This window comes from Nocardia sp. bgisy134 (assembly GCF_057708325.1).
Genome location: NZ_JBYIRW010000005.1, coordinates 297,362 through 316,387, shown reverse-complemented (window position 1 = coordinate 316,387; position 19,026 = coordinate 297,362). Strand labels below are relative to the sequence as shown.

Below are 19,026 nucleotides of genomic sequence, written 5' to 3'. Positions count from 1 at the left end.
TTCACGCCCTGGTCAACCAGGTGACCTGGGTGCCGTTGCCGAACTCCTGGCGCCGGGTCGGGGTGAACAGCGTCGGCCGGAACGGCCCGTCGAGCGCACGGACGCCCGCACCGGCCGTGACCGGATAGCTCTTGATGACGAGTTCATCGATCTCATCGATGAGCGCGCCCGCGAGCTTGCCGCCACCGGCCAGCCAGATGTCCATGCCGTCCTCCTGCTTCAACCGGCGGACCAGATCCACCGGATCGCCGTCGACCAACTCGACGGTGGGGTCGTCGATCCGGCCGAGAGTGCCGGATACGACGTACTGCCGCATATGCGGGTAGGGGCTGGTGATGCCGATGGCCAGGGCGGGGTCGTAGGTGCCGCGGCCCATCACCAGGGTGTCGAAGTTCTTGCACGGCGCATCGGCCGCGAGACCGAAATGCGGACGCGCGTGTGTCGGAAGGGTCTCCGGATACTCGGCGGCGAGCCATTCGGAGAAGTCCGGCGCCACGGGAAAGAACTCGATGCCGCCATCCGGACCGGCGATGTAGCCGTCGAGGGACATGCCGACGAAGTAGACGAGCTTTCGCATGAAGATCCTGCTTTCTGGGGAAGTAGTACTCGGTGCGGGCGGTCGCCTCAGGCGCGGCGGTACCACGTCAGCTGGGCGTTGTTGCTGAATTCCATGCGCCTGCTCGGGGTGAACAGTGTCGGCGTGAAGGCACCGGCGAAGGCGGGGATGCCGCCGCCCGCGAGGACCGGGTAGCTCTTGATCATCAGTTCGTCGATCTCGTCGGCGAGCTGAGCCGCGAGGTTGCCGCCACCGCACAGCCAGATGTCGAGACCATCCGCTTGCTTCAGCTCCCGCACCAGGGCAACCGGGTCGCCCGCCACGACTTCGACGGCTGGATCGCCGCTCGGACCGAGGGTGCTGGAGATGACGTACTGCTTCAGGTGCGCAAAGGGGCTGGTCGCCCCGGCGGAGAGGCCGGGTTCGTAGGTGCCGCGCCCCATCAGCACTGTGTCCCAGTTCTTGTTCGGTGTATCCACCGGCATCCCCGTCTGCGCTCGGAGGTAGGTCGGCATCGGCTCCGGGTAGTGCTCATCGATCCACGCGGACATGTCGTCCGCGAGCGGATAGAAGTCGAACTCCCCGCCGGGGCCCGCGATGTATCCGTCCAGCGAGACGGCGACGTAGTAAACAAGTTTTCGCATTGGACCACCTGAGTTGTTGTACTCTGTCTGTAGTGATTTGAAATGTAGTACTACGGATGGAGTGGTGTCAAGATGCGGACGAACCCGGAGCGGCGACAGGCGCTCATCGACGCGGCGATCGAGGTTCTCGCCGACGAGGGCGCGCGTGGGCTCACCTTTCGCGCGGTGGACAAACGGGCCACCGTGCCCGCGGGAACGGCCTCGAACTACTTCTCCAGCCGCGACGACCTGCTCACCCAAGTGGGCAGCAGGTTCTACGAGCGGCTGCAACCGAGCGCCGAGACCATGGCCAAGGTGACCGACGGGCCGCGCACCCGCGCCAACATCACCGAGCTGATGAAGGAGGTCGTCGCGCGCATCGAGGCGTTCCGCACCGGCTATCTCGCGATGCTCGAACTACGCCTGGAGTCGACCCGCAGGCCGGAACTGCGCGCGGTGCTCACCGAGCGGGTGCGCGAGGACCTCGACTTCAACGTGCGCAATCATCTGGAATCCGGTCAACCCGGCGACGCCGACACCGTCCGCCTGCTCTACCTGGCGCTGAACTGGCTGATCGTCGACCGGCTGACGCTGCCGGACATCTTCCCCGAGGAACAGAGCGCACATCTGATCGAGACGGCGGTGGAAAGACTCGTCCAGAACTCTTGACTTTTCGCGAATTCGCCGGAACCTTGTGACGCCCGTCACGCCCATTCGATAATGGACCGATGGAGGCGAACGTTGGAGACCGACTGCTCGTACACGGACACGTAGTGGGGGAACATGATCGCCAGGGCGAGATCGTCGAGGTCCGCGGACCCGAAGGCTCGCCGCCCTACGTCGTCCGCTTCACCGACGGGCACGAATCCCTCGTGTATCCCGGCCCTGACGCGGTGATCGAGCACATCAAGTGATCATCCGGCGCCTCGTCTCGTCGAGGCGCCGATGCCGCGCCGCCCGCCAGAGGCGACGGGTCAGCCCGCCGAACCCGGCGGGCCGCTGAGCCGACCACCGCGCAGCCCGACGGTCGCCGATCATCCAGCCGATGCGAACGTCGTTCCCGCCCCCGCAAATGCCTACTCACCAGTAGCTTTCACACCGTAGACCTCTTTGTTGACGGATCGGAAGAGCGCTGTGCAGAATCGGCGAGTCGATCCACCGGGGGGCGGAGGTATTGCATGCGCACGAAAACCGATATCCGCTTCACCGTCGAGGCAAGTCCGACCCATGTTCTCGACGCTCTGGCGGCCATCGAATTGCTCCCGGAATGGTCGATGTACCAGGATGCGCGCGTGGCGACCCGCGACGAATCCGGCCGGCCGCACCGCGTTTACGTCACCGCCGACGTGCTCGGCAGTTCCGATTTGCAGGTGCTGGAATACGAATGGACGAAGAAACGGTCGTCCTGGACGGTGGTGGACAGCTCCCGCGGCATCGGTGGCGGCGGCTGGTTCGAGGTCAGCGAGGACACGAACGGCACCAACGTCTGGTACCACTCGGAGTTGTCTTCTCGACTCCCGCTCCCCGGCCTGCTGATGAAGCGCACCGTGCAACGCTGGAATGAAACGGTGGTGCAGAACTTCATCGAATTCGCGGAAAGCTACGGGGAATCCGAGAATTTCAATTCCATATAGCGATAGCGCATGAATTCATATAGCGATATCGCATAATTCACGGCGCCCGATGACGCTCTGAGCGAAACCCCTCGGTCGCCGCCGCTTTCCGGACCGCGCTGGACTCGCCGGGGTGCGACGATGTGAATCATGATCGGTACGAAACGGGTTCGGTTCCGACCGGTTGCCGAAGGCGCCACGGTAACTCAGCTCGAACTGTTCTTCGACCTCGTCTTGGTTTTCGCGTTCACGATGGTGACCGCCCTGGCGGCAGGCGACACCAGCGCCAAGAACATGCTGCGCGCACTGCTGGTGCTCGCGGTCATGTGGTGGGTGTGGATCGCCTACGCGTGGCTGGGCAATGTGGTCCGCGCCGACGAGGGCTTCACCAGGGTGGCGATGTTCGTCGCGATGGGCGGCGCGTTCCTCGCGGCATTGACCATTCCGGAAGCCTTCCGCGATATGGACGGCGGCTGGTTCGGCCCGCTGGTCTTCGCGATCGCCTACCTGCTGGTGCGGCTGGTGCACCTGGCGGTGTTCTACATGGCCAGCACCGAGGACGCCCAGCTGCGCGGGCAGCTCGTGAAATGGGGGCTCGGCTCCATCACCATCGGCACCACCCTGCTGGTGATCGCCGCGACGACCACCGGCGCGGTCCAGATCGGACTGTGGATCGCGGCGATCGTCGGCGACATGCTGTGGACGATGCTCGCCGGCGAGGACTGGCGCGTCAATTCGGCCGCTCACTTCGCCGAACGGCACGGGCTGATCATCATCGTCGCGCTGGGCGAATCGATCGTCTCCATCGGCATCGGCGTTGCCGGGCTGCCGATCTCCTGGCCGATCGCGCTCGCCTCGATGCTCGGGCTCGCGGTCTCCGGCCTGCTGTGGTGGGCCTACTTCGACGTCGCGGCGATCTCGGTGGAACACGAACTGAAGCGCGCCCAGGGCGAACGCCAGATCAAGATCGCCCGCACTTGCTATACGTACTGGCACTTTCCGATGGTCGTCGGCATCATCGCCCTCTCGCTCGGCATGAAGAAGGTGCTCTACTACGTCGGCGACTCCTCCCACCACACCCTGCAGGACGCGCTGTACGGCATCCCGCTCTACGCGCTCTACGGCGGCGTGGTGCTCTATCTGCTCGCTCTGGTGGGCTTCAAGCACTACGCGACTCGCACGGTCACCGTGTCGCGGGTGGTCGCGGCGGTGCTGCTGCTCGCGCTCACGCCGTTGGCGTGCGCGCTGCCCGCGCTCGCCTCACTCGCCCTGCTCTGCGCGGTGCTCGTCGGGCTGATCCTCTGGGAGACCGTCCGCTACGCGCAGCCGCGCGACGAGATCCGGCACGGCGCGCACGCCGGCTGACGCGCGCGGCCGCTCACGGCAGCGGTTTGTCGTTGGCCAGCAGATAACGCAGCGTGCGTTCGTGGGGCGTCGGGCCGTAGGCGGCAGGCTCGACGCGCACCCCGTCGCGCACGGCCTGGCGAATCTGATCCACGTTCTCCCTGATCATGTCCGACACCAGCTCGTCGGTGCGCGGGTCGGCGAGCACCTGGAAGACGATGCGGAAGCTGGTGTCGGCGATCAGCCGGATGATGTCGTCGTGGAACGGGATGTAGCGGACCTTTCCCGCCTGCGGATCCTTCTTGATCAGCTCGAGGATCATCTCGTCCATCTCCGCGCGGTTCTCCTCGAGCGCGGCGGCGATATTGCGGGTGTAATGCCCGGTGCGCAGCACATGGGCCACCTCGTCGAGCACCGCGATGGTCATCGGCCGCTTGATCACGTCGACGATGGTCATGACGAACCGGTTCACCACCGCCGCCGTGACCCGGTCGCCGAAAACGCGGTCGGCGACGCGTGCCAGCCGCACGGCGATCACCACGAGGCGCAGCAGCCGGAACCCACGGAACAGCGGGCTGGCCACCGGGATCATGCCGACGACCTCGTACCAGTAGATGAGCGGGAACGTCCACGACCAACCCGCCCGGCGCCAGCGCCACAGGAACTCCACGGCGAACACCGCGCAGATCGTGTAGTCGACCAGCACGACGACCCGATAGGTCTCGTCGGACACCGAGAAGAAGGTGATCCACACGACCAGCGCCACCGAGATGACCGCCAGCGCGAGCATCACGAAATCGATCCACAGCGCGGGCGGTTTACGCGGATAGTTCCCCGCGTCCGGCGCCTGCTCGAAGCTGGTGATGGGGGCTGTCACGGAATGCGTCCCTTCGACACCGATGGTCCCGCCGAGCGTAATCGGCTTGCTGCCCGAAAACCGCCGACCGGACGCCGTTCTCGGCAAATCCTCGCCCTCAGCGACCGGAACGGATGATCTCCTCGACGTTGCGTTCGGCCAGTGCGGTGATGGTCAGCGAGGGGTTGACCGCGCCCGCGCTGCCCGGCATGGCCGCGCCGTCCATCACGTACAGACCCGGGTAGCCGTGCACCCGGCCGTAGCCGTCGGTCGCCGTGCCGAGCACCGCGCCGCCCAAGGGGTGCGCGGTGAACAACGCGTTCGCGTCGTAGCCGAGAGCGCCGTATTCGACGAGCGCGTCGGCGCGTTCGGCGATGCGGCGATCGACGGCGCGCGCGGCGGAGACCACCTCGTCGCGATTGCGCGTCGACCAGGACAGCCCGACCGAGTTGCTGCCCCGGTCGTAGCCGAAACGGCTGCGCGCCGGATCGAGCACCATGCCGAGCGAGGCGAGCGCGCCCGTCTCGAACGGGATGCCGGGGATGTACCAGTTCTCCAGGGTGACCGGCACGGTCGATTCGTCCATGATGCGGCTGGCGCTCGGCACGCCCTGGCCGTGTCCGGCCACCGAGCTGGCGCCGCGCGCGAGCACCACGTCGCCGTTGGTGCCCCAGCCCTCGCCGACGTGTTCGTTGAGATCCGGCAGCGTTCCCGTGGCCCGTGCCCGGACCAGCAATTCGGAGGTGCCGATCGAGCCCGCGCCGAGGAAGAGCCGGTCGCAGGTGAGCGTGCGCTTGCCGAGCACCTCGCCGGTCGGCGCGAGCTTGCTGACGACGACCGTGTAGCGGCCGCCGTCCTTGCCGATGGAGTCGACCCGGTGCCCAGGGAACACCGCCGACCTTCCGGTGTCCTGCGCGTATCGCAGGTAGTTCTGGTTGAGGTCGAACTTCGCGCCGTTCGAGTTGCCCAGGTTGCTGCGCGCGACGGTGGCCGACTGCCGCATGGCGCCCGCCAGCTCGGCGCGCAGGATGTCCCAGGTGAAGATCGAATCATTGGGCTGGGGCTGGTATCCGGCCTTGCGCACCTGGTCGTCCCAGGCGCGGGAGTGCGCGAACGGCGCGGAGGCGTAGATGTCGGACGGAATCGGGTCCAGCCGCAACATCTGCCGCACCCGCGGGTAGTAGACCCGGTCGAGTTCGTCGTAGGCGACCGAGCCGCGGAAGACCTCGTCGAAGAAGCGCCGCTCCGGCGCGATCATCGCACCGGAGAAGATCACCGAGCCGCCGCCGACCGCCGCGGCTCGCCAGACGTCGATGCCGGGGTACTCGGTGCAGTCGAGCACGCCGCCGAACTTGGCGAAATGCATCGGCACCTTGGTGACGCCCGTGAAATCGGTGCGGTGCCAGAAGCCGCGGCCGTCGGGCAGGTCGTCCCCGGTGAAGATCTCTCGCCACGGGTCGTTCGGCCAGCGCGATCCGCGCTCCAGCACGGTGTTGACGACGCCCGCCTCGGCCAGCCGCAGCGCGGTGACCGCCGCGCCGAAGCCGGAGCCGATCACGATCGCGGGCGAATGCTCGGGTGGATCGGGAAGGGGCGCAAAGATTTCCGGTACCCAATCGCGGAACATCGTGTGCCAGACCGGGTCCGCGGCCGCCGGCCGCGCGTCGAGCGTCGATCCCACAGCGCCGAAAAGCGCTGCCAAACCCGCCGCCTTGAACAAGGCGCGTCTGCGCACCAGGCCACCTCCCTCATCACGCATGGCCGAGCGCAGAATAGCGCGCCTGACCGGGAGTAGGCCATCGACTGTGAAACGTCACTGTCCCCGCGAGCGACGGCGTGGGTCAGGACGCGAACGGCTGCCGATCGGCGGTGCAGGTGGCGCCCGGTGCGGGCAGTTGCAGATCGACGAGATACCGCTCGCGCAGATGCCGCACGCAGTAGCCGCCCGGATTGTGACCGTAACCGTCGGCCACCACGACCAGCCTGGCGTTGACCAACTCCTGCTGCGCGTCCTTGGCGAAGGTCGCCGGCGTCACCGGGTCGAAGCGGTTGTTGAGCAACAGCGCGGGTTTGTCCGAGCCGAGCGTCCACGGACCGGTGTGGCGCTGCGGATAGCCGTCCTCGGGGGCGGGCCACACCGTGCACGGCTGGTGCAGGGCCAGCCAGAACGGGCCGAAAAGCGGTGCGGCGGCGGCGACGTCGTGCGACAGGGCCTGCCAGTCGGCGGGCCGCCAGCCCGCGCTCTGGTCGGCGCAGGTGATCGCGGTGAAGGAGTCGAGGAAGTCGTAGTCGGGCGCGCCCGCCGCCAGGACCTGGCGCACCTTCGCCGGATCGCCCGCCGGGCCGCGCTCCAGTTCGATGAGCAGATCGGCGAGGGCGGGCCAGCCGCGCTCCGGGTCGTAGAGCATCGTCGCGTGCGTCTGCACGACCTGGCTGTAGCGCACCGACAACGCTTGTTCGCCCGCACCGACCGTGATCGGGCCCTGCCGCAGGCGCTCGAGCAGGGCGTCGTCCCTGGCGCGCAACCGATCCGCCGCGGCATCGGCGGGCTGGGTGGTGGTGGTCTGGTCGACCGGCCCGGCGCTACCCGCCTTCTCGGGCCGTTCCGGCGGCGCGGCGGGCCCGGTCAGGTCGGACCGCTCCGAGCCACCGGCGAAGGCGCACTTGGCCTTTCCTGCCACCGCGCACAACCGCAGGAATTCCGCGCGCACCTCGGCGGTGCCCGCCGCCGTGCCGACGACCTCGGCGCGGGCATCGCCGGTGTAGGTCTTCGGGTCGATCAACGAGGTCAGCTGGAGCGCGCGCACCCGCTCACCGAACAGCGCGCCGTACACCTGCCCCAGGTAGCTGGCGTAGGACCCACCCGTGTAGGTCAGCTGCTCCTCGCCGACCGCGCGGCGCAGCAGATCCAAGTCCCTCGCCGCGTCGACCGTGGTGAGGTGCCCGAGCAGCTCGCCGCTGTGCTGCGCGCAGCCCTGCGCGAGGGCCCGCGCGGCCTGCTCGGCGGCGCGTTCCTCGTCGGCGTTCGCGGGCGGGACGAGCGCGGCGTCCCAGAAACGTCGCTGCTGCTCGTCGTCGGCGAAACAGCGCACCGGAGCGCTGCCGCCGATGCCGCGCTGATCGAAGGTCACCACGTCGAAGCGCTCGCTGAGCTCGCCGGACAGCAGCTCGCCTTGGCGCGCCCAGTCGAGACCGGATCCGCCCGGTCCGCCGACCGCGGTGAACAGGGTGCCGATCCGCTGCTCGGCATCGGTGGCGGGCTGCCTGACCACCGCGAGCTCGATGGTCTTGCCCGCGGGTTCGGCGTAGTTCAGCGGCACCGCGGCGCTCGCGCAGTCGAAACCGCGCAGATCGGCGTCCGCGCACGGCTGCCACTCGAGGCGCGGCGTCGGGGCCGCGTCGGCCTGCTGGACCAGTTCGAAGACCTCCGGCGCCCGCTGGGTCCCGGTGCATCCGGTCAGCACCGGCGCCGCCAAGGCGAGCACGATCAGCACGAACTTCCACCTACGCACGCCAACCATCCTGTGCCTCCAGCCCCGCGTGCGTCGTCATCCTCAGTGAGGAATTCCCCCCTGAGATCCCCGGCCTCGCCGCCCGTCCGTGCCCGGTCATCCGGCTGTCCGCCGCGGCCTGGCCACCAGTTCACCCGAACAGTTCGGGCACACGCCGTCCATGGCGTGCCCGCACGCCACGCAGAACGTGCACTCGTAGCTACAGATCACCGCCGGGCCGTCCGCGACGAGCGCCGCGCCGCAGCGCTCGCACGCCGTCCGCATCTCCAGCGCCATGGTTCTCCTGTCGTCGGCGCCGCGTCGGCGCGGGTGTACACGGTTCAGGACGTCAGCAGGCGCACCACCGCGATGCTGCCGACCACCACGATGACGGCGCGCAGCACGTTCGGCGGCATCCGCCTGCCGACGCGCGCGCCCAGCTGCCCGCCGATGATGGAGCCGACCGCGATCATCGCCACGGCCTGCCAGTCCACCTCGGCGACCACGATGAAGATCACCGCGGAGACCGCGTTGACGATGAGCGCGAGCACGTTCTTCACGCCGTTGAGCCGCTGGATGTCATCGTGCACGAAGATGCCGAGCAAACCGATCAGCAGCACGCCCTGCGCGGCGCCGAAGTAGCCGCCGTAGATGCCCGTGGCGTACACCGCCGCGAGCAGGATCGGCCCGCCGTGCTCGGGCACGGCCGCGTCGCCGTTCTCACGTCGCCGCTTCACCCACGCCGCCAGCCGCGGCTGCACCACCACCAGGATCAGCGCGATGATGATCAACACCGGCACGATCGCCTTGAACGCGTCGGCGGGCAGGACGAGCAGCAGCACCGCGCCGGTGATGCCGCCGAGCAGCGAGGCCGTGCCGAGCTGGAGCAACCGGGCGCGCTGGCCCGACAGTTCGCGCCGATAGCCGATCACGCCGCTGATCGAACCCGGCACCAGGCCGATGGTGTTCGAGACGTTCGCGGTCACCGGAGGCAACCCGAAGGCCAGCAGGACCGGGAAAGTGATCAAGGTGCCTGAGCCGACGATGGTGTTGATCCCACCCGCGGCGATGCCCGCCCCGAAGACGGCAAGTAGTTCGAGCCAACTCATCCGATTACGTTCCTTCGACGTCCCGTCGGACCGGCTGGTCCGTACAAGCGTTCAGTTCGTCAGGCACGCTATCGGCAGCCCCGCATACCACGCGCAATCGGACCAGGCTTCCAGCGCCGCGCCGCGACACGGTAAACTCGTCGCCATCATGCAGCGGGCACTTCTTCTCGGCCGCCGCGACGGGGTCTGATCGGACCGGCTCCCGTCGCGGGGTTTCGCCTGCCGGTCGCCCCATAACTGGGAACCCCCAAACCCTGGAGAAATCGCATGTCCCCTGCTGACGCCTTCGTATCCGGCTCACGCACGATCACCGCTCCGAGCAAGGCCACGCCTGCCGACCAGCCCGCCTGGAACGCGCAGAAGAACTCCTCCATGCCGACCTTCCGGTACCGTCCGTTCGCCGAGGAGGTCGAGCCGATCACGCTGCCCGACCGTACCTGGCCGGACAAGATCATCGACCGGGCGCCCGGCTGGTGCGCCGTCGATTTGCGCGACGGCAACCAGGCACTGATCGACCCGATGAGCCCGGCACGCAAGCGCCGCATGTTCGACCTGCTGGTGCGGATGGGCTACAAGGAGATCGAGGTCGGCTTCCCGTCGGCCAGCCAGACCGACTTCGACTTCGTCCGCGAGATCATCGAGGACGGCGCGATCCCGGACGACGTCAGCATCCAGGTGCTGACCCAGTGTCGCCCCGAGCTGATCGAGCGCACCTTCGAGGCCTGCGCGGGCGCGGCCAACGTCATCGTGCACTTCTACAACTCGACCTCCATCCTGCAGCGAAGAGTGGTGTTCCGCGCCGAGCGCGACGCGGTGAAGAAGATCGCCACCGACGCGGCGAAGTTGTGCCTGGAGATCGAGCCGCGCTACCCCGACACCAACTGGCGCTACGAGTACAGCCCGGAGTCCTACACCGGCACCGAGCTGGAGTACGCGCTGGAGGTCTGCGACGCGGTCTCCGAGATCATCGCGCCGACCCCCGAGAAGCCGCTGATCATCAACCTGCCCGCCACCGTCGAGATGGCGACGCCGAACGTCTACGCCGACTCGATCGAGTGGATGAGCCGCAACCTGGCCCGTCGCGAGTCGATCGTGCTGTCGCTGCACCCGCACAACGACCGCGGCACCGCCGTGGCCGCCGCCGAGCTGGGCTACCAGGCGGGCGCCGACCGCATCGAGGGCTGCCTGTTCGGCAACGGTGAGCGGACCGGCAACGTCTGCCTGGTCACGCTGGGCATGAACATGTTCTCCCGAGGCATCGACCCGCAGATCAACTTCTCCGACATCGACGAGATCCGCCGCACCGTCGAGTACTGCAACCAGCTGCCCGTGCACGAGCGCCACCCGTACGGCGGCGACCTGGTCTACACCGCGTTCTCCGGCAGCCACCAGGACGCCATCAACAAGGGCCTGGACGCGATGAAGGCCGTGGCCGACGCACAGAACGCCGACGTCTCCGACATCGTGTGGGAGGTGCCCTACCTGCCGATCGACCCGAAGGACGTCGGGCGCACGTACGAGGCGGTCATCCGGGTCAACTCGCAGTCCGGCAAGGGCGGCGTCGCCTACATCATGAAGACCGATCACGGCCTGGCGCTGCCGCGCCGCCTGCAGATCGAGTTCTCCCAGGCGATCCAGCGGATCACCGACGGCGAGGGCGGCGAGGTCACGCCGAAGGAGATGTGGGGCGTCTTCCACGAGGAGTACCTGGCCCCGATCCGGCCGCTGGAGCGGATGCGCCAGCGGGTCACCGCGTCGGAGACCGACGGCGGCGTCGACTCCATCACCGCGACGGTGAAGGTGGACGGCGTCGAACACGAGGTCACCGGCAACGGCAACGGACCGCTCGCCGCGTTCGTGGACGCCATCTCCACCGTCGGCTACGACGTACGGGTGCTGGACTACTCCGAGCACGCCATGTCGGCGGGCGACGACGCGCAGGCCGCCGCCTACGTGGAATGCGCGGTCGGCGACAAGGTGGTCTGGGGCGTCGGCATCGCCACCTCCATCACCACCGCCTCGCTGCGCGCGGTCGTGTCCGCGGTCAACCGCGCCGCCGCGAACTGACGCGTCCGATGTGGCCGGGGTGTACGGACCCCGGCCACATCACCAGCGCCACTGGATGTGGTCTTCGAGGAAGTCCAGGGAATCAGCACCTCGGCCTGCTCGCACGACCACCGGTCCAGCGCGGCAGCTCGATTCGCTCTGTCGAGCTCGTCCGGATCGTCCGCGTGCAGCCGCGCCGTTGCCCACGGCCTCTCGTAGCCGTACCGGACGATCGTGGCGAAAGGCTCGCCGTCACAGCGCAGTAGCATCGGCGCCTCGAAGGTCATTGCGCCAGGGTAGGGCCGCCGCGGGAGCTGGGCACAGCCTGCGCGGAGGTTTGCTCACCTGCTAGCGTTGGTTTGCATTCAAGCGCCGAGCTCTCTGCTCGATCCCGAGCAGATGGGGGAACTGTGACACACAACGACCACAATCCGACCTCTCCGCCCTGGCTGCAGAGTCATTCGGTGGATACGGCCGCAGTCACTGCCGAACCCTCCGGATCGCATGTGGCGCAGGACGAAACCAACGAGCAACCCACCGAGGCTCCCGAAAAGGACACTGCGGCAGCGCAGGAAGTCCCCTCGGGCAAGGAGCCCGAAGAGCAGGCCGACACCGCGCAGGAACCGGGGCAGCCCACCGGCTTTCCAGCTGCGGCGGGGCCGAGCGACCCCACCGGCGTGTACCCGCAGCCCGTCGCCCCGCCCGGCTACGGTCCCGTCGAGGGCTTCGCGCCGCCCGCGCCGCCCGCACCGCCGGAGTCGTACGGTCCGTTCAGCACCGGCCAGTTCACGCCGCAGGGCCCCGCTCCCTACCAGGGTGGGCCGTATCAGCCCGGCCCCGAACACCTTCCGCCGCCGCCCGGCCCCGACCGGCAGGGCGCGCCGTACGGCGAGTACCGCCAGGAGATCGGCCCGGACGGCCTGGTCAGGCGCGTTCCGCAGGGCGGAGCGCCGGAAGCCGGTGCGGCACAGGATCAACCGAACGGCCCGATCTACAGCTGGGCGCCGCCGCCCATGCCGGTCCAGCCGCCGCAGCCGATGTACCAGGAGCCGCCCGCGCCCATGGGTCAGCCGCCGCTCGGCCCGACGCCGCCCGGGGTCACCGGCCCCGGACAGATTCCGCCGGGAGTCACCGGCCCTGGACAGATTCCGCCCGGGCTGACCGGTCCCGGACAGATTCCGCCCGGGCTGACCGGCCCCGGCCAGCAGTGGCAGGGCGGTCCGCCCCCGCAGCAGGCGCAGCATCAGCCGTTCCAGCCGCAGCACGTGCCGCAGCCGGGCCAGCCCGGTCACTCGGTCAACGACCTCAACCTGCTGAAGCGGGCCCGCCGGGCGCCGCGCAGCGGGTGGCGTCGCGCCGTCCACAAGGCCTCCGGCGGCATGATCAATCCGGGCGAATCCGCGGCGGACGTCGTCTTCCGCGATCTCGTCGACCGGGTGAATCAGCCGGTGCGCGGCGACTATCGGATCGCGATCCTCTCGCTCAAGGGCGGCGTCGGCAAGACCACCACCACGGTCGGTCTCGGCTCCACCTTCTCCTCGCTGCGCGGTGACCGGGTGATCGCGATCGACGCCAACCCCGACCTCGGCACGCTGGCGCATCGAGTGCCGCGGCAGACCCGCTCCACCGTCCGCAACCTGCTCGAAGACCAGCAGATCTCCAGGTACTCCGACGTCAGGGCGCACACCTCACAGGCCCCGAGCCGTCTGGAAGTGCTTGCGTCCGAACAGGACCCTGCCGTGTCCGAGGCGTTCAGCGAAGCCGATTACCGCAAGGCGATCGGCATCCTTCAGTCGTTCTACAACATCATCCTCACCGACTGCGGCACCGGTCTGATGCACTCGGCCATGGCGGGCGTGCTCGACATGGCCAGCTCGCTGGTGCTGGTGACCTCCCCCGCCATCGACGGCGCGCGCAGCGCCTCGGCCACGCTGGACTGGCTCGACCACCACGGCTACGGCAAGCTCGTCGAGCGCACCGTGGTGGTGGTCAACGCCTCGCGCCGCGGCGCCTCCACCGTCGACCTGGATCAGCTGCGCAAGCTGTTCCTCGACCGCACCCGCGCGGTACAGGTGGTGCCCTTCGACGATCACCTCGCCGAAGGCGCCGAGATCGACCTGGAGCTGGTCAGCAAGCCGACCCGGCGGGCCCTGCTCGAGCTGGCCGCGATGGTGGCCGACGATTTCGGATACATCGGCGCCCAGCAGTACCAGCACCCGGGACCGATGGGGTTTCGCTGAGCGAAAGTCGCGGCCCGGCAGTCGAACTCGCCGGGCCATGGTCGTTTCTCGGCGCGGCCTGAAGCGAACCGCACGGACGGTGACACGGTCCCGCAGACCCGCTCCCGGAGACCCGCTCGCACAGGCCCGCTCGCGCGGGCTGGCTTGCGCGGGACGGCCTGCGCGGGACGGCCTGCGCGGGACGGCCTGCGCTGCCGCGGCCACACTCCCGGCTGCTACTCCGCGGTGATTTGCTCCGCCGCGGCGCGAAAAGCCGCTAGCACGGTGGCGATCGCGGGCCGTCGCTCGGCGTGCGGACGGGTGACCAGGTCGTAGTTGCGAGCGGCCCGCACACCGGCGAGCCGCAGCACCGCGAGATCCGGGTGCGCGACCGCGAAGCGTGGCATCAGCGCGACGCCGTAGCCGGACGCCACCAGCGTCTCGATGACGCGAAAGTCGTTGAGCCGCTGCGCTATGCGCGGCTGCACCCCGGTCACGGTGGCGATCGATTCGAGCACGTCGTCCACCGGGAAGCCGCCGCGCACGCTCAGCCAGGTCTCCTCGGCGAGCTCGGCCGGGGTCACCGAGGACTGCCCGGCCAGCCGGTGCGTCGGCGCGACCACCACGTCGATGGGCTCGCGCATGAGGAAGCGTGTGGCGATGCGCGGCCCGGCGACCGATCCGGAACGCTCGTCGCGGTGGGTCAGCACGATGTCGTAGTCGGCGAGCAGGCGCGGCACGCCGCTCGGCGGCACGTCCTCGTCGCGGGCGACGACATCGACATCGCTGCCCGCCAGCGCCGGAAGCACCAGTGGCAGCAGCAAAGCGGCGCCGGACGGGAACAGCGCGACGCGCACCCGCCCGCGCGGGGAGCCGCGGTAGTGCGCCATCTCCGCCACCGCCCGGTCCACGGCGGCGAGGACCTCGTCGGCGCGAACCACCAGTGCCTGCCCGGCATCGGTGAGCCGGATGCGGCGGCCGTCCGGTTCCAGCAGCGCGACACCGGCCTCCTTGGCCAGCGTCTTCAGTTGCTGGGAGACCGCCGACGGCGTCATGGAGAGCGCCTCCGCCACGGCCGAAATGGTGCCGCGGTCGGCGAATTCGCGCAGCACCCGCAGCCGGTCCACGGACATCGGCGGACCTTGCGGCTCGATAGGCACCGGCGCACCCCTTCCCAAACATGAAGTATTTCTACATTATCAGTGCAGTTTTATTCGATTGTGCTGATGCTTTTCGGGCTCGACCATGGTGTGCGTGACCAACCGCGACCGCCTGTTCGGCCTCACCGTCGTCCTGCTCTGGGGCCTGAACTTCATCGCCATCCGGGTCGGCCTCGACCACTTCCCGCCACTGTTCTTCGCGGCCCTGCGCTTCGCGGTGCTCGCGGTGCCGGTACTGATGTTCGTGCCGCGCCCGAACGTGCCGCCGCGCTGGTTGCTGTTGTACGGGACGGGTTTCGGCGTGCTGCAGTTCGCGTTCCTGTTCACCGCCATGCGCGCGGGCATGCCGACCGGGCTCGCTTCGCTGGTGCTGCAATCCTCCGCACCGTTCACGGTGGTGCTCGGCGCGCTGCTGCTCGGCGAGCGGTTGCGTCCGATCCAGCTGAGCGGCTTGTTCGTCGCGGTGGCCGGGATCGTGGTGATCGGCGCCGACCGCATGCACGTCGCTCCGCTGCTGCCGCTGCTGCTGACCCTGGCGGGCGGACTGGGCTGGGCCTTCGGCAATATCGGCTCCCGGTTGGCCGCGGCCGAGGGCGGCGTCAACCCACTGCACCTGACGCTGTGGATGACGGTGGTGCCGCCGCTGCCGCTGTTCGCCCTGTCCGCGCTCACCGAGGGACCCGCGACAGGGTGGCGGGCGCTGGCCGACATCGCGTCGCCGACCGGGTGGCCCGCCCTGATCGGCTTGGCGTACATCGTCGCGCTGGGCACTGTCGCGGGTTCGGGGCTGTGGACATTCCTGATGAGCCGCTACCCCGCGGGTGCAGTCGCGCCGTTGTCGCTGCTGGTCCCGGTCGTCGGAATCGCCGCGGCCTGGGCATTACTGGACGAGACGCCCACCGCCTGGCAGTTGATCGGCGGTGCGATCGTGATCGCGGGCGCGTTCGTCGCCACCACCGGCGGCGGCGCGCCGAAGGCCGGGAAGGCGGTCGCGCCGGATCGGGTCGCCGAACCGGCGTTGCGCTGAGGGGCCGCCCGAGTGGGGTTCGCCCGAGTGCGAGTCTGCGAATTGCGAGTTTCGGGAAGTAGCTCGCACCGCGCGCGGGCGGCGGTACTCTCGGGGCGCTGTACTCCACGCGGCGAGATTCGATACCGGCCGCGACCGGCGGCGGCAGGGGCGGGTGGGATGGTCCCGAGCAGGCGCTTTACAGTGAGTCCGGCGGTGAAGGTAGGGTCCGAAAGCTAGGCAGCAGAGTCGCGCATGGCAGAAAAGCGATGGGCCGTCTCGCGAAGAACGATGCTTCGCGGCACGGTGGCAATGGGGGTTTCGACGGCGGGAGCGCTGTCGGCCGGTGGGCTGAGACCCGCGCCCGCCTCGGGCGCTCCGAACGGCAGGCGCGTGGCGGTGCTCGGCGGCGGGGTCGCGGGCCTCACCGCGGCACATGAGCTGGCCGAACGCGGATTCCAGGTCACCGTCTACGAGAGACGCGCGCTCGGCGGCAAGGCGCGCAGCATCCCGGTGCCAGCCACCGGATCCGGCGGACGTCCCGATCTACCCGGCGAACACGGCTTCCGCTTCTTTCCCGGCTTCTACCAACACATTCCGGACACCATGCGCCGGATTCCAGTCGCGGGCAACGCCGATGGCGTGTGGAACAACCTGATCGGAATGCCCGAGGCGCGCATGTCCCGCCGCGGCGGTGACGACTTCCGTGTTCCGCTCGGCTTCCGCGCCAAACCTGTCAGTCCCAGTCCGGAGGACTTCCGCGAGACCGTCGGCGCGGCCATCGCGACCGCGCTGAAAATGACCCCCGCCGAAGGACTTTTCTTCGCCAACCGGCTGCTGGTGTTCAACACCAGTTGCGACGCACGCCGTTTCGGCCAGTGGGAGCGGATGGCCTGGCGCGATTTCGTCGGCGCCCACGACCGTTCCCACGAATTCCGCGCGCTGATCTCGCGCACGCTGACCAGCATCATGGTCGCCGCCAAGGACAACCTCGCCAGTGTGCGCACCATCGGCAACATGGGCGAGCAGTTCCTCGGCAATCCGTTCGAGATCGGCAACGACGGCGCGCTGGACCGGGTGCTGAACGGACCGACCAATTCAGCGTGGATCGAGCCGTGGACGGCGTTGCTGCGCGAGCTCGGCGTCGAGTTCGCGGTGGGTGCGGAGGTACGCGGGCTGGAAGTACGCGATCGGCGCATCTCTGGCGCTCGCATCGTCGACGCCGGCGGCAGCCGCACCGTCGAGGCCGATTACTTCGTGGTGGCGCTGGCCGCCGAGCAGGCCCGCGCGCTGTGGTCGCCGGACGTGCTCGCGGTGCGCCCCGAGCTGGCCGCGATGGACGGGCTGTTCGTGGACTGGATGACCGGCATGCAGTTCTACCTGCGCAGACCGGCCGAGATATCCAAGGGCCACACCGCCTACATCGACGCGCCGTGGTCGCTCACCTCGATCAGCCAGAACCAGCTGTGGACGCGCAAGCTCGCCGAATTCGGCGACGGCACCGTGCAGGACTGCCTCTCGGTCGACATCTCCGACTGGAACACCCCCGGCATCCTGTACGGCAAACCCGCCAAAGAGTGCACGCACGAGGAGATCGCGCGCGAGGTGTGGGCGCAGTTGCAGGCCCATCTCAACGACCGCGGCGAAGAGCTGCGCGACGCCGATCTGCACTCCTGGTTCCTCGACCCCGCGATCGTCTGGCAGTCCGACCAGCGCCGCAACACCAACGCCGACCCGCTGCTGATCAACACCGCCGGATCGTGGGACTACCGCCCCGAACCGCACGGCGACCTGGAAAACCTGTTCCTCGCAGGCGATTACGTGCGCACCAACGTCGACCTGGCCACCATGGAGGGCGCCAACGAATCGGCGCGCGCCGCGGTGAACGCGCTACTCGACGTGGCGGGCTCGGACGCGCCGCGGTGCCGGATGTACACGCTGTACCGGGCCACGGACCTGGAACCGTTGCGGCGCATGGACGCCGACCGGTACGCGGCCGGCCAGCCGAACCTGTTCGACGTGCAGTTCTGACGGCATCCCGCGCGAGCCTGCCGGTGGGCTTCGGCGGCTGTGACGGATCTCCCTGCCGTGGTTCGATATTCCGTCGCCCACGCCCCGGCGGCGGTGCTTCAATCGAAAGATGGGCGAGACCACGGAGATCACCGACCCCGCCGACCTGCGCGCACTGCTCGGCGCGGTGATGCCGCGCGCGGCGACCAAGGAGCGCGTCGCGCTGCACCCCCGCGACCGCGAGTGGATCGCCAACTCCCCTTTCCTGGTGATGAGCACCGGCGACGCCGACGGCAACTGCGACGCCTCGCCCAAGGGCGACCCGGCGGGTTTCGTGAAGGTGCTCGACGACCACACCATCGCCATCCCGGAGCGCCCCGGCAACCGCAGAGCCGACGGCTACCTCAACATCCTGTCCAACCCGCACGTCGGCCTGCTGTTCCTGATCCCGGGCCGCCGCGAAACCCTGCGCATCAACGGCCGCGCCCGGCTGGTTCGCGACGCCGCGTACTTCGACGACATGGTGGTCAAGGGCCACCGCCCGATCCTCGCCGTCGAGGTCGCCGTCGACCAGATCTTCTTCCACTGCGCCAAGGCGTTCATCCGCAGCCACCTGTGGGAGCCGAAGGAGTGGGCCGCCGACACGTTGCCCAGCGCCGCGTGCCTGGTCAAAGAGGTGCAGGCGGATGTCACGGAGACGGTCGAGGAGTTGGAGCGGTACTACTCGCCGGAGAATTACGCGACCAAGTTGTACCGGGACTGATCCGGGCCAGCGGGCTCCCCCACGCGGTCTACCTCGCCCCACCAACACCACCACCCCCAACAGCCCCACCCCCTGACTTTTCGCACATACGCCGTGGACGCTTCACACAGGCACCGACTATGTGGGGCGCTCGAAAAGTGTGTGACATCGAAAATGGCGGTGCACTACGCGCACGCACCGCCCCACCGACCGCGCGCGAACACCGCCCGACGTGACAGCGCGCACCCCCG

General features: G+C 68.9%; 17 protein-coding genes. 9 read left to right on the top strand and 8 right to left on the bottom strand.

What is annotated here, in order from left to right; translation table 11 throughout:
• Position 1: 1 nt before the first annotated feature.
• Positions 2–577 (bottom strand): dihydrofolate reductase family protein, encoded by a 576-nt coding sequence (locus AC3ERS_RS12275; protein WP_431966696.1) that lies wholly within the window; start codon positions 575–577, stop codon positions 2–4.
• A gap of 47 nt (positions 578–624) precedes the next feature.
• Positions 625–1,200, bottom strand: coding sequence for a dihydrofolate reductase family protein (locus AC3ERS_RS12270; protein ID WP_431966694.1), 576 nt, complete (start codon positions 1,198–1,200; stop codon positions 625–627).
• Positions 1,201–1,272: 72 nt separating this feature from the next.
• On the opposite strand from AC3ERS_RS12270, the gene AC3ERS_RS12265 reads away from it, so the two are divergent.
• From AC3ERS_RS12265 to AC3ERS_RS12250, 4 genes are all read left to right on the top strand, one after another.
• Entirely contained in the window at positions 1,273–1,848 is a 576-nt protein-coding gene (locus AC3ERS_RS12265; protein WP_431966692.1) for a TetR/AcrR family transcriptional regulator, read from the top strand.
• Positions 1,849–1,907: 59 nt separating this feature from the next.
• Positions 1,908–2,093 carry a DUF1918 domain-containing protein gene (locus tag AC3ERS_RS12260; protein WP_431966690.1) on the top strand — a complete coding sequence of 62 codons (186 nt, stop codon included), beginning with the start codon at positions 1,908–1,910 and terminating at the stop codon, positions 2,091–2,093.
• Between the two features lie 264 nt (positions 2,094–2,357).
• Entirely contained in the window at positions 2,358–2,813 is a 456-nt protein-coding gene (locus AC3ERS_RS12255; RefSeq protein WP_431966688.1) for an SRPBCC family protein, read from the top strand.
• A gap of 129 nt (positions 2,814–2,942) precedes the next feature.
• Positions 2,943–4,157: a low temperature requirement protein A gene (locus tag AC3ERS_RS12250; protein WP_431966686.1), complete on the top strand. Its 1,215-nt coding sequence runs from the start codon at positions 2,943–2,945 to the stop codon at positions 4,155–4,157.
• Positions 4,158–4,170: 13 nt separating this feature from the next.
• Here AC3ERS_RS12250 and AC3ERS_RS12245 read toward each other — a convergent pair whose 3' ends face one another.
• From AC3ERS_RS12245 to AC3ERS_RS12225, 5 genes are all read right to left on the bottom strand, one after another.
• The gene (locus tag AC3ERS_RS12245; RefSeq protein WP_431966684.1) at positions 4,171–5,013 is read right to left on the bottom strand and encodes an ion transporter; all 843 of its coding nucleotides are present in this window, start codon (positions 5,011–5,013) and stop codon (positions 4,171–4,173) included.
• 97 nt (positions 5,014–5,110) lie between these two features.
• Positions 5,111–6,751 carry a GMC oxidoreductase gene (locus tag AC3ERS_RS12240; protein ID WP_431966682.1) on the bottom strand — a complete coding sequence of 547 codons (1,641 nt, stop codon included), beginning with the start codon at positions 6,749–6,751 and terminating at the stop codon, positions 5,111–5,113.
• 82 nt (positions 6,752–6,833) lie between these two features.
• Positions 6,834–8,504 carry an alpha/beta hydrolase gene (locus tag AC3ERS_RS12235; RefSeq protein ID WP_431966680.1) on the bottom strand — a complete coding sequence of 557 codons (1,671 nt, stop codon included), beginning with the start codon at positions 8,502–8,504 and terminating at the stop codon, positions 6,834–6,836.
• A gap of 96 nt (positions 8,505–8,600) precedes the next feature.
• Entirely contained in the window at positions 8,601–8,780 is a 180-nt protein-coding gene (locus tag AC3ERS_RS12230; RefSeq protein WP_431966678.1) for a DUF1272 domain-containing protein, read from the bottom strand.
• A 44-nt stretch (positions 8,781–8,824) separates the two neighbouring features.
• Positions 8,825–9,592, bottom strand: a complete 768-nt coding sequence (locus AC3ERS_RS12225) for a sulfite exporter TauE/SafE family protein (protein WP_431966676.1) — start codon at positions 9,590–9,592, stop codon at positions 8,825–8,827.
• A gap of 267 nt (positions 9,593–9,859) precedes the next feature.
• Between AC3ERS_RS12225 and leuA the strand changes: the two genes are divergently transcribed.
• Positions 9,860–11,659, top strand: coding sequence for a 2-isopropylmalate synthase (leuA, locus tag AC3ERS_RS12220; protein WP_431966674.1), 1,800 nt, complete (start codon positions 9,860–9,862; stop codon positions 11,657–11,659).
• Between the two features lie 443 nt (positions 11,660–12,102).
• Positions 12,103–13,878, top strand: a complete 1,776-nt coding sequence (locus AC3ERS_RS12215) for a MinD/ParA family ATP-binding protein (protein ID WP_431966672.1) — start codon at positions 12,103–12,105, stop codon at positions 13,876–13,878.
• A gap of 215 nt (positions 13,879–14,093) precedes the next feature.
• On the opposite strand, the gene AC3ERS_RS12210 is transcribed toward AC3ERS_RS12215, so the two are convergent.
• Positions 14,094–14,990, bottom strand: a complete 897-nt coding sequence (locus tag AC3ERS_RS12210) for a LysR family transcriptional regulator (RefSeq protein WP_431966670.1) — start codon at positions 14,988–14,990, stop codon at positions 14,094–14,096.
• Between the two features lie 121 nt (positions 14,991–15,111).
• Here AC3ERS_RS12210 and AC3ERS_RS12205 point away from each other — a divergent pair, with 121 nt between their 5' ends.
• The 3 genes from AC3ERS_RS12205 (at position 15,112) to AC3ERS_RS12195 (ending at position 18,796) form a co-directional block, all read left to right on the top strand.
• Positions 15,112–16,044, top strand: a complete 933-nt coding sequence (locus AC3ERS_RS12205; RefSeq protein ID WP_431966668.1) for an EamA family transporter — start codon at positions 15,112–15,114, stop codon at positions 16,042–16,044.
• Positions 16,045–16,335: 291 nt separating this feature from the next.
• Positions 16,336–18,054 carry a hydroxysqualene dehydroxylase gene (locus AC3ERS_RS12200; RefSeq protein ID WP_431966666.1) on the top strand — a complete coding sequence of 573 codons (1,719 nt, stop codon included), beginning with the start codon at positions 16,336–16,338 and terminating at the stop codon, positions 18,052–18,054.
• 109 nt (positions 18,055–18,163) lie between these two features.
• Entirely contained in the window at positions 18,164–18,796 is a 633-nt protein-coding gene (locus AC3ERS_RS12195) for a pyridoxamine 5'-phosphate oxidase family protein (protein WP_431966664.1), read from the top strand.
• The last annotated feature ends 230 nt before the right edge of the window (positions 18,797–19,026 follow it).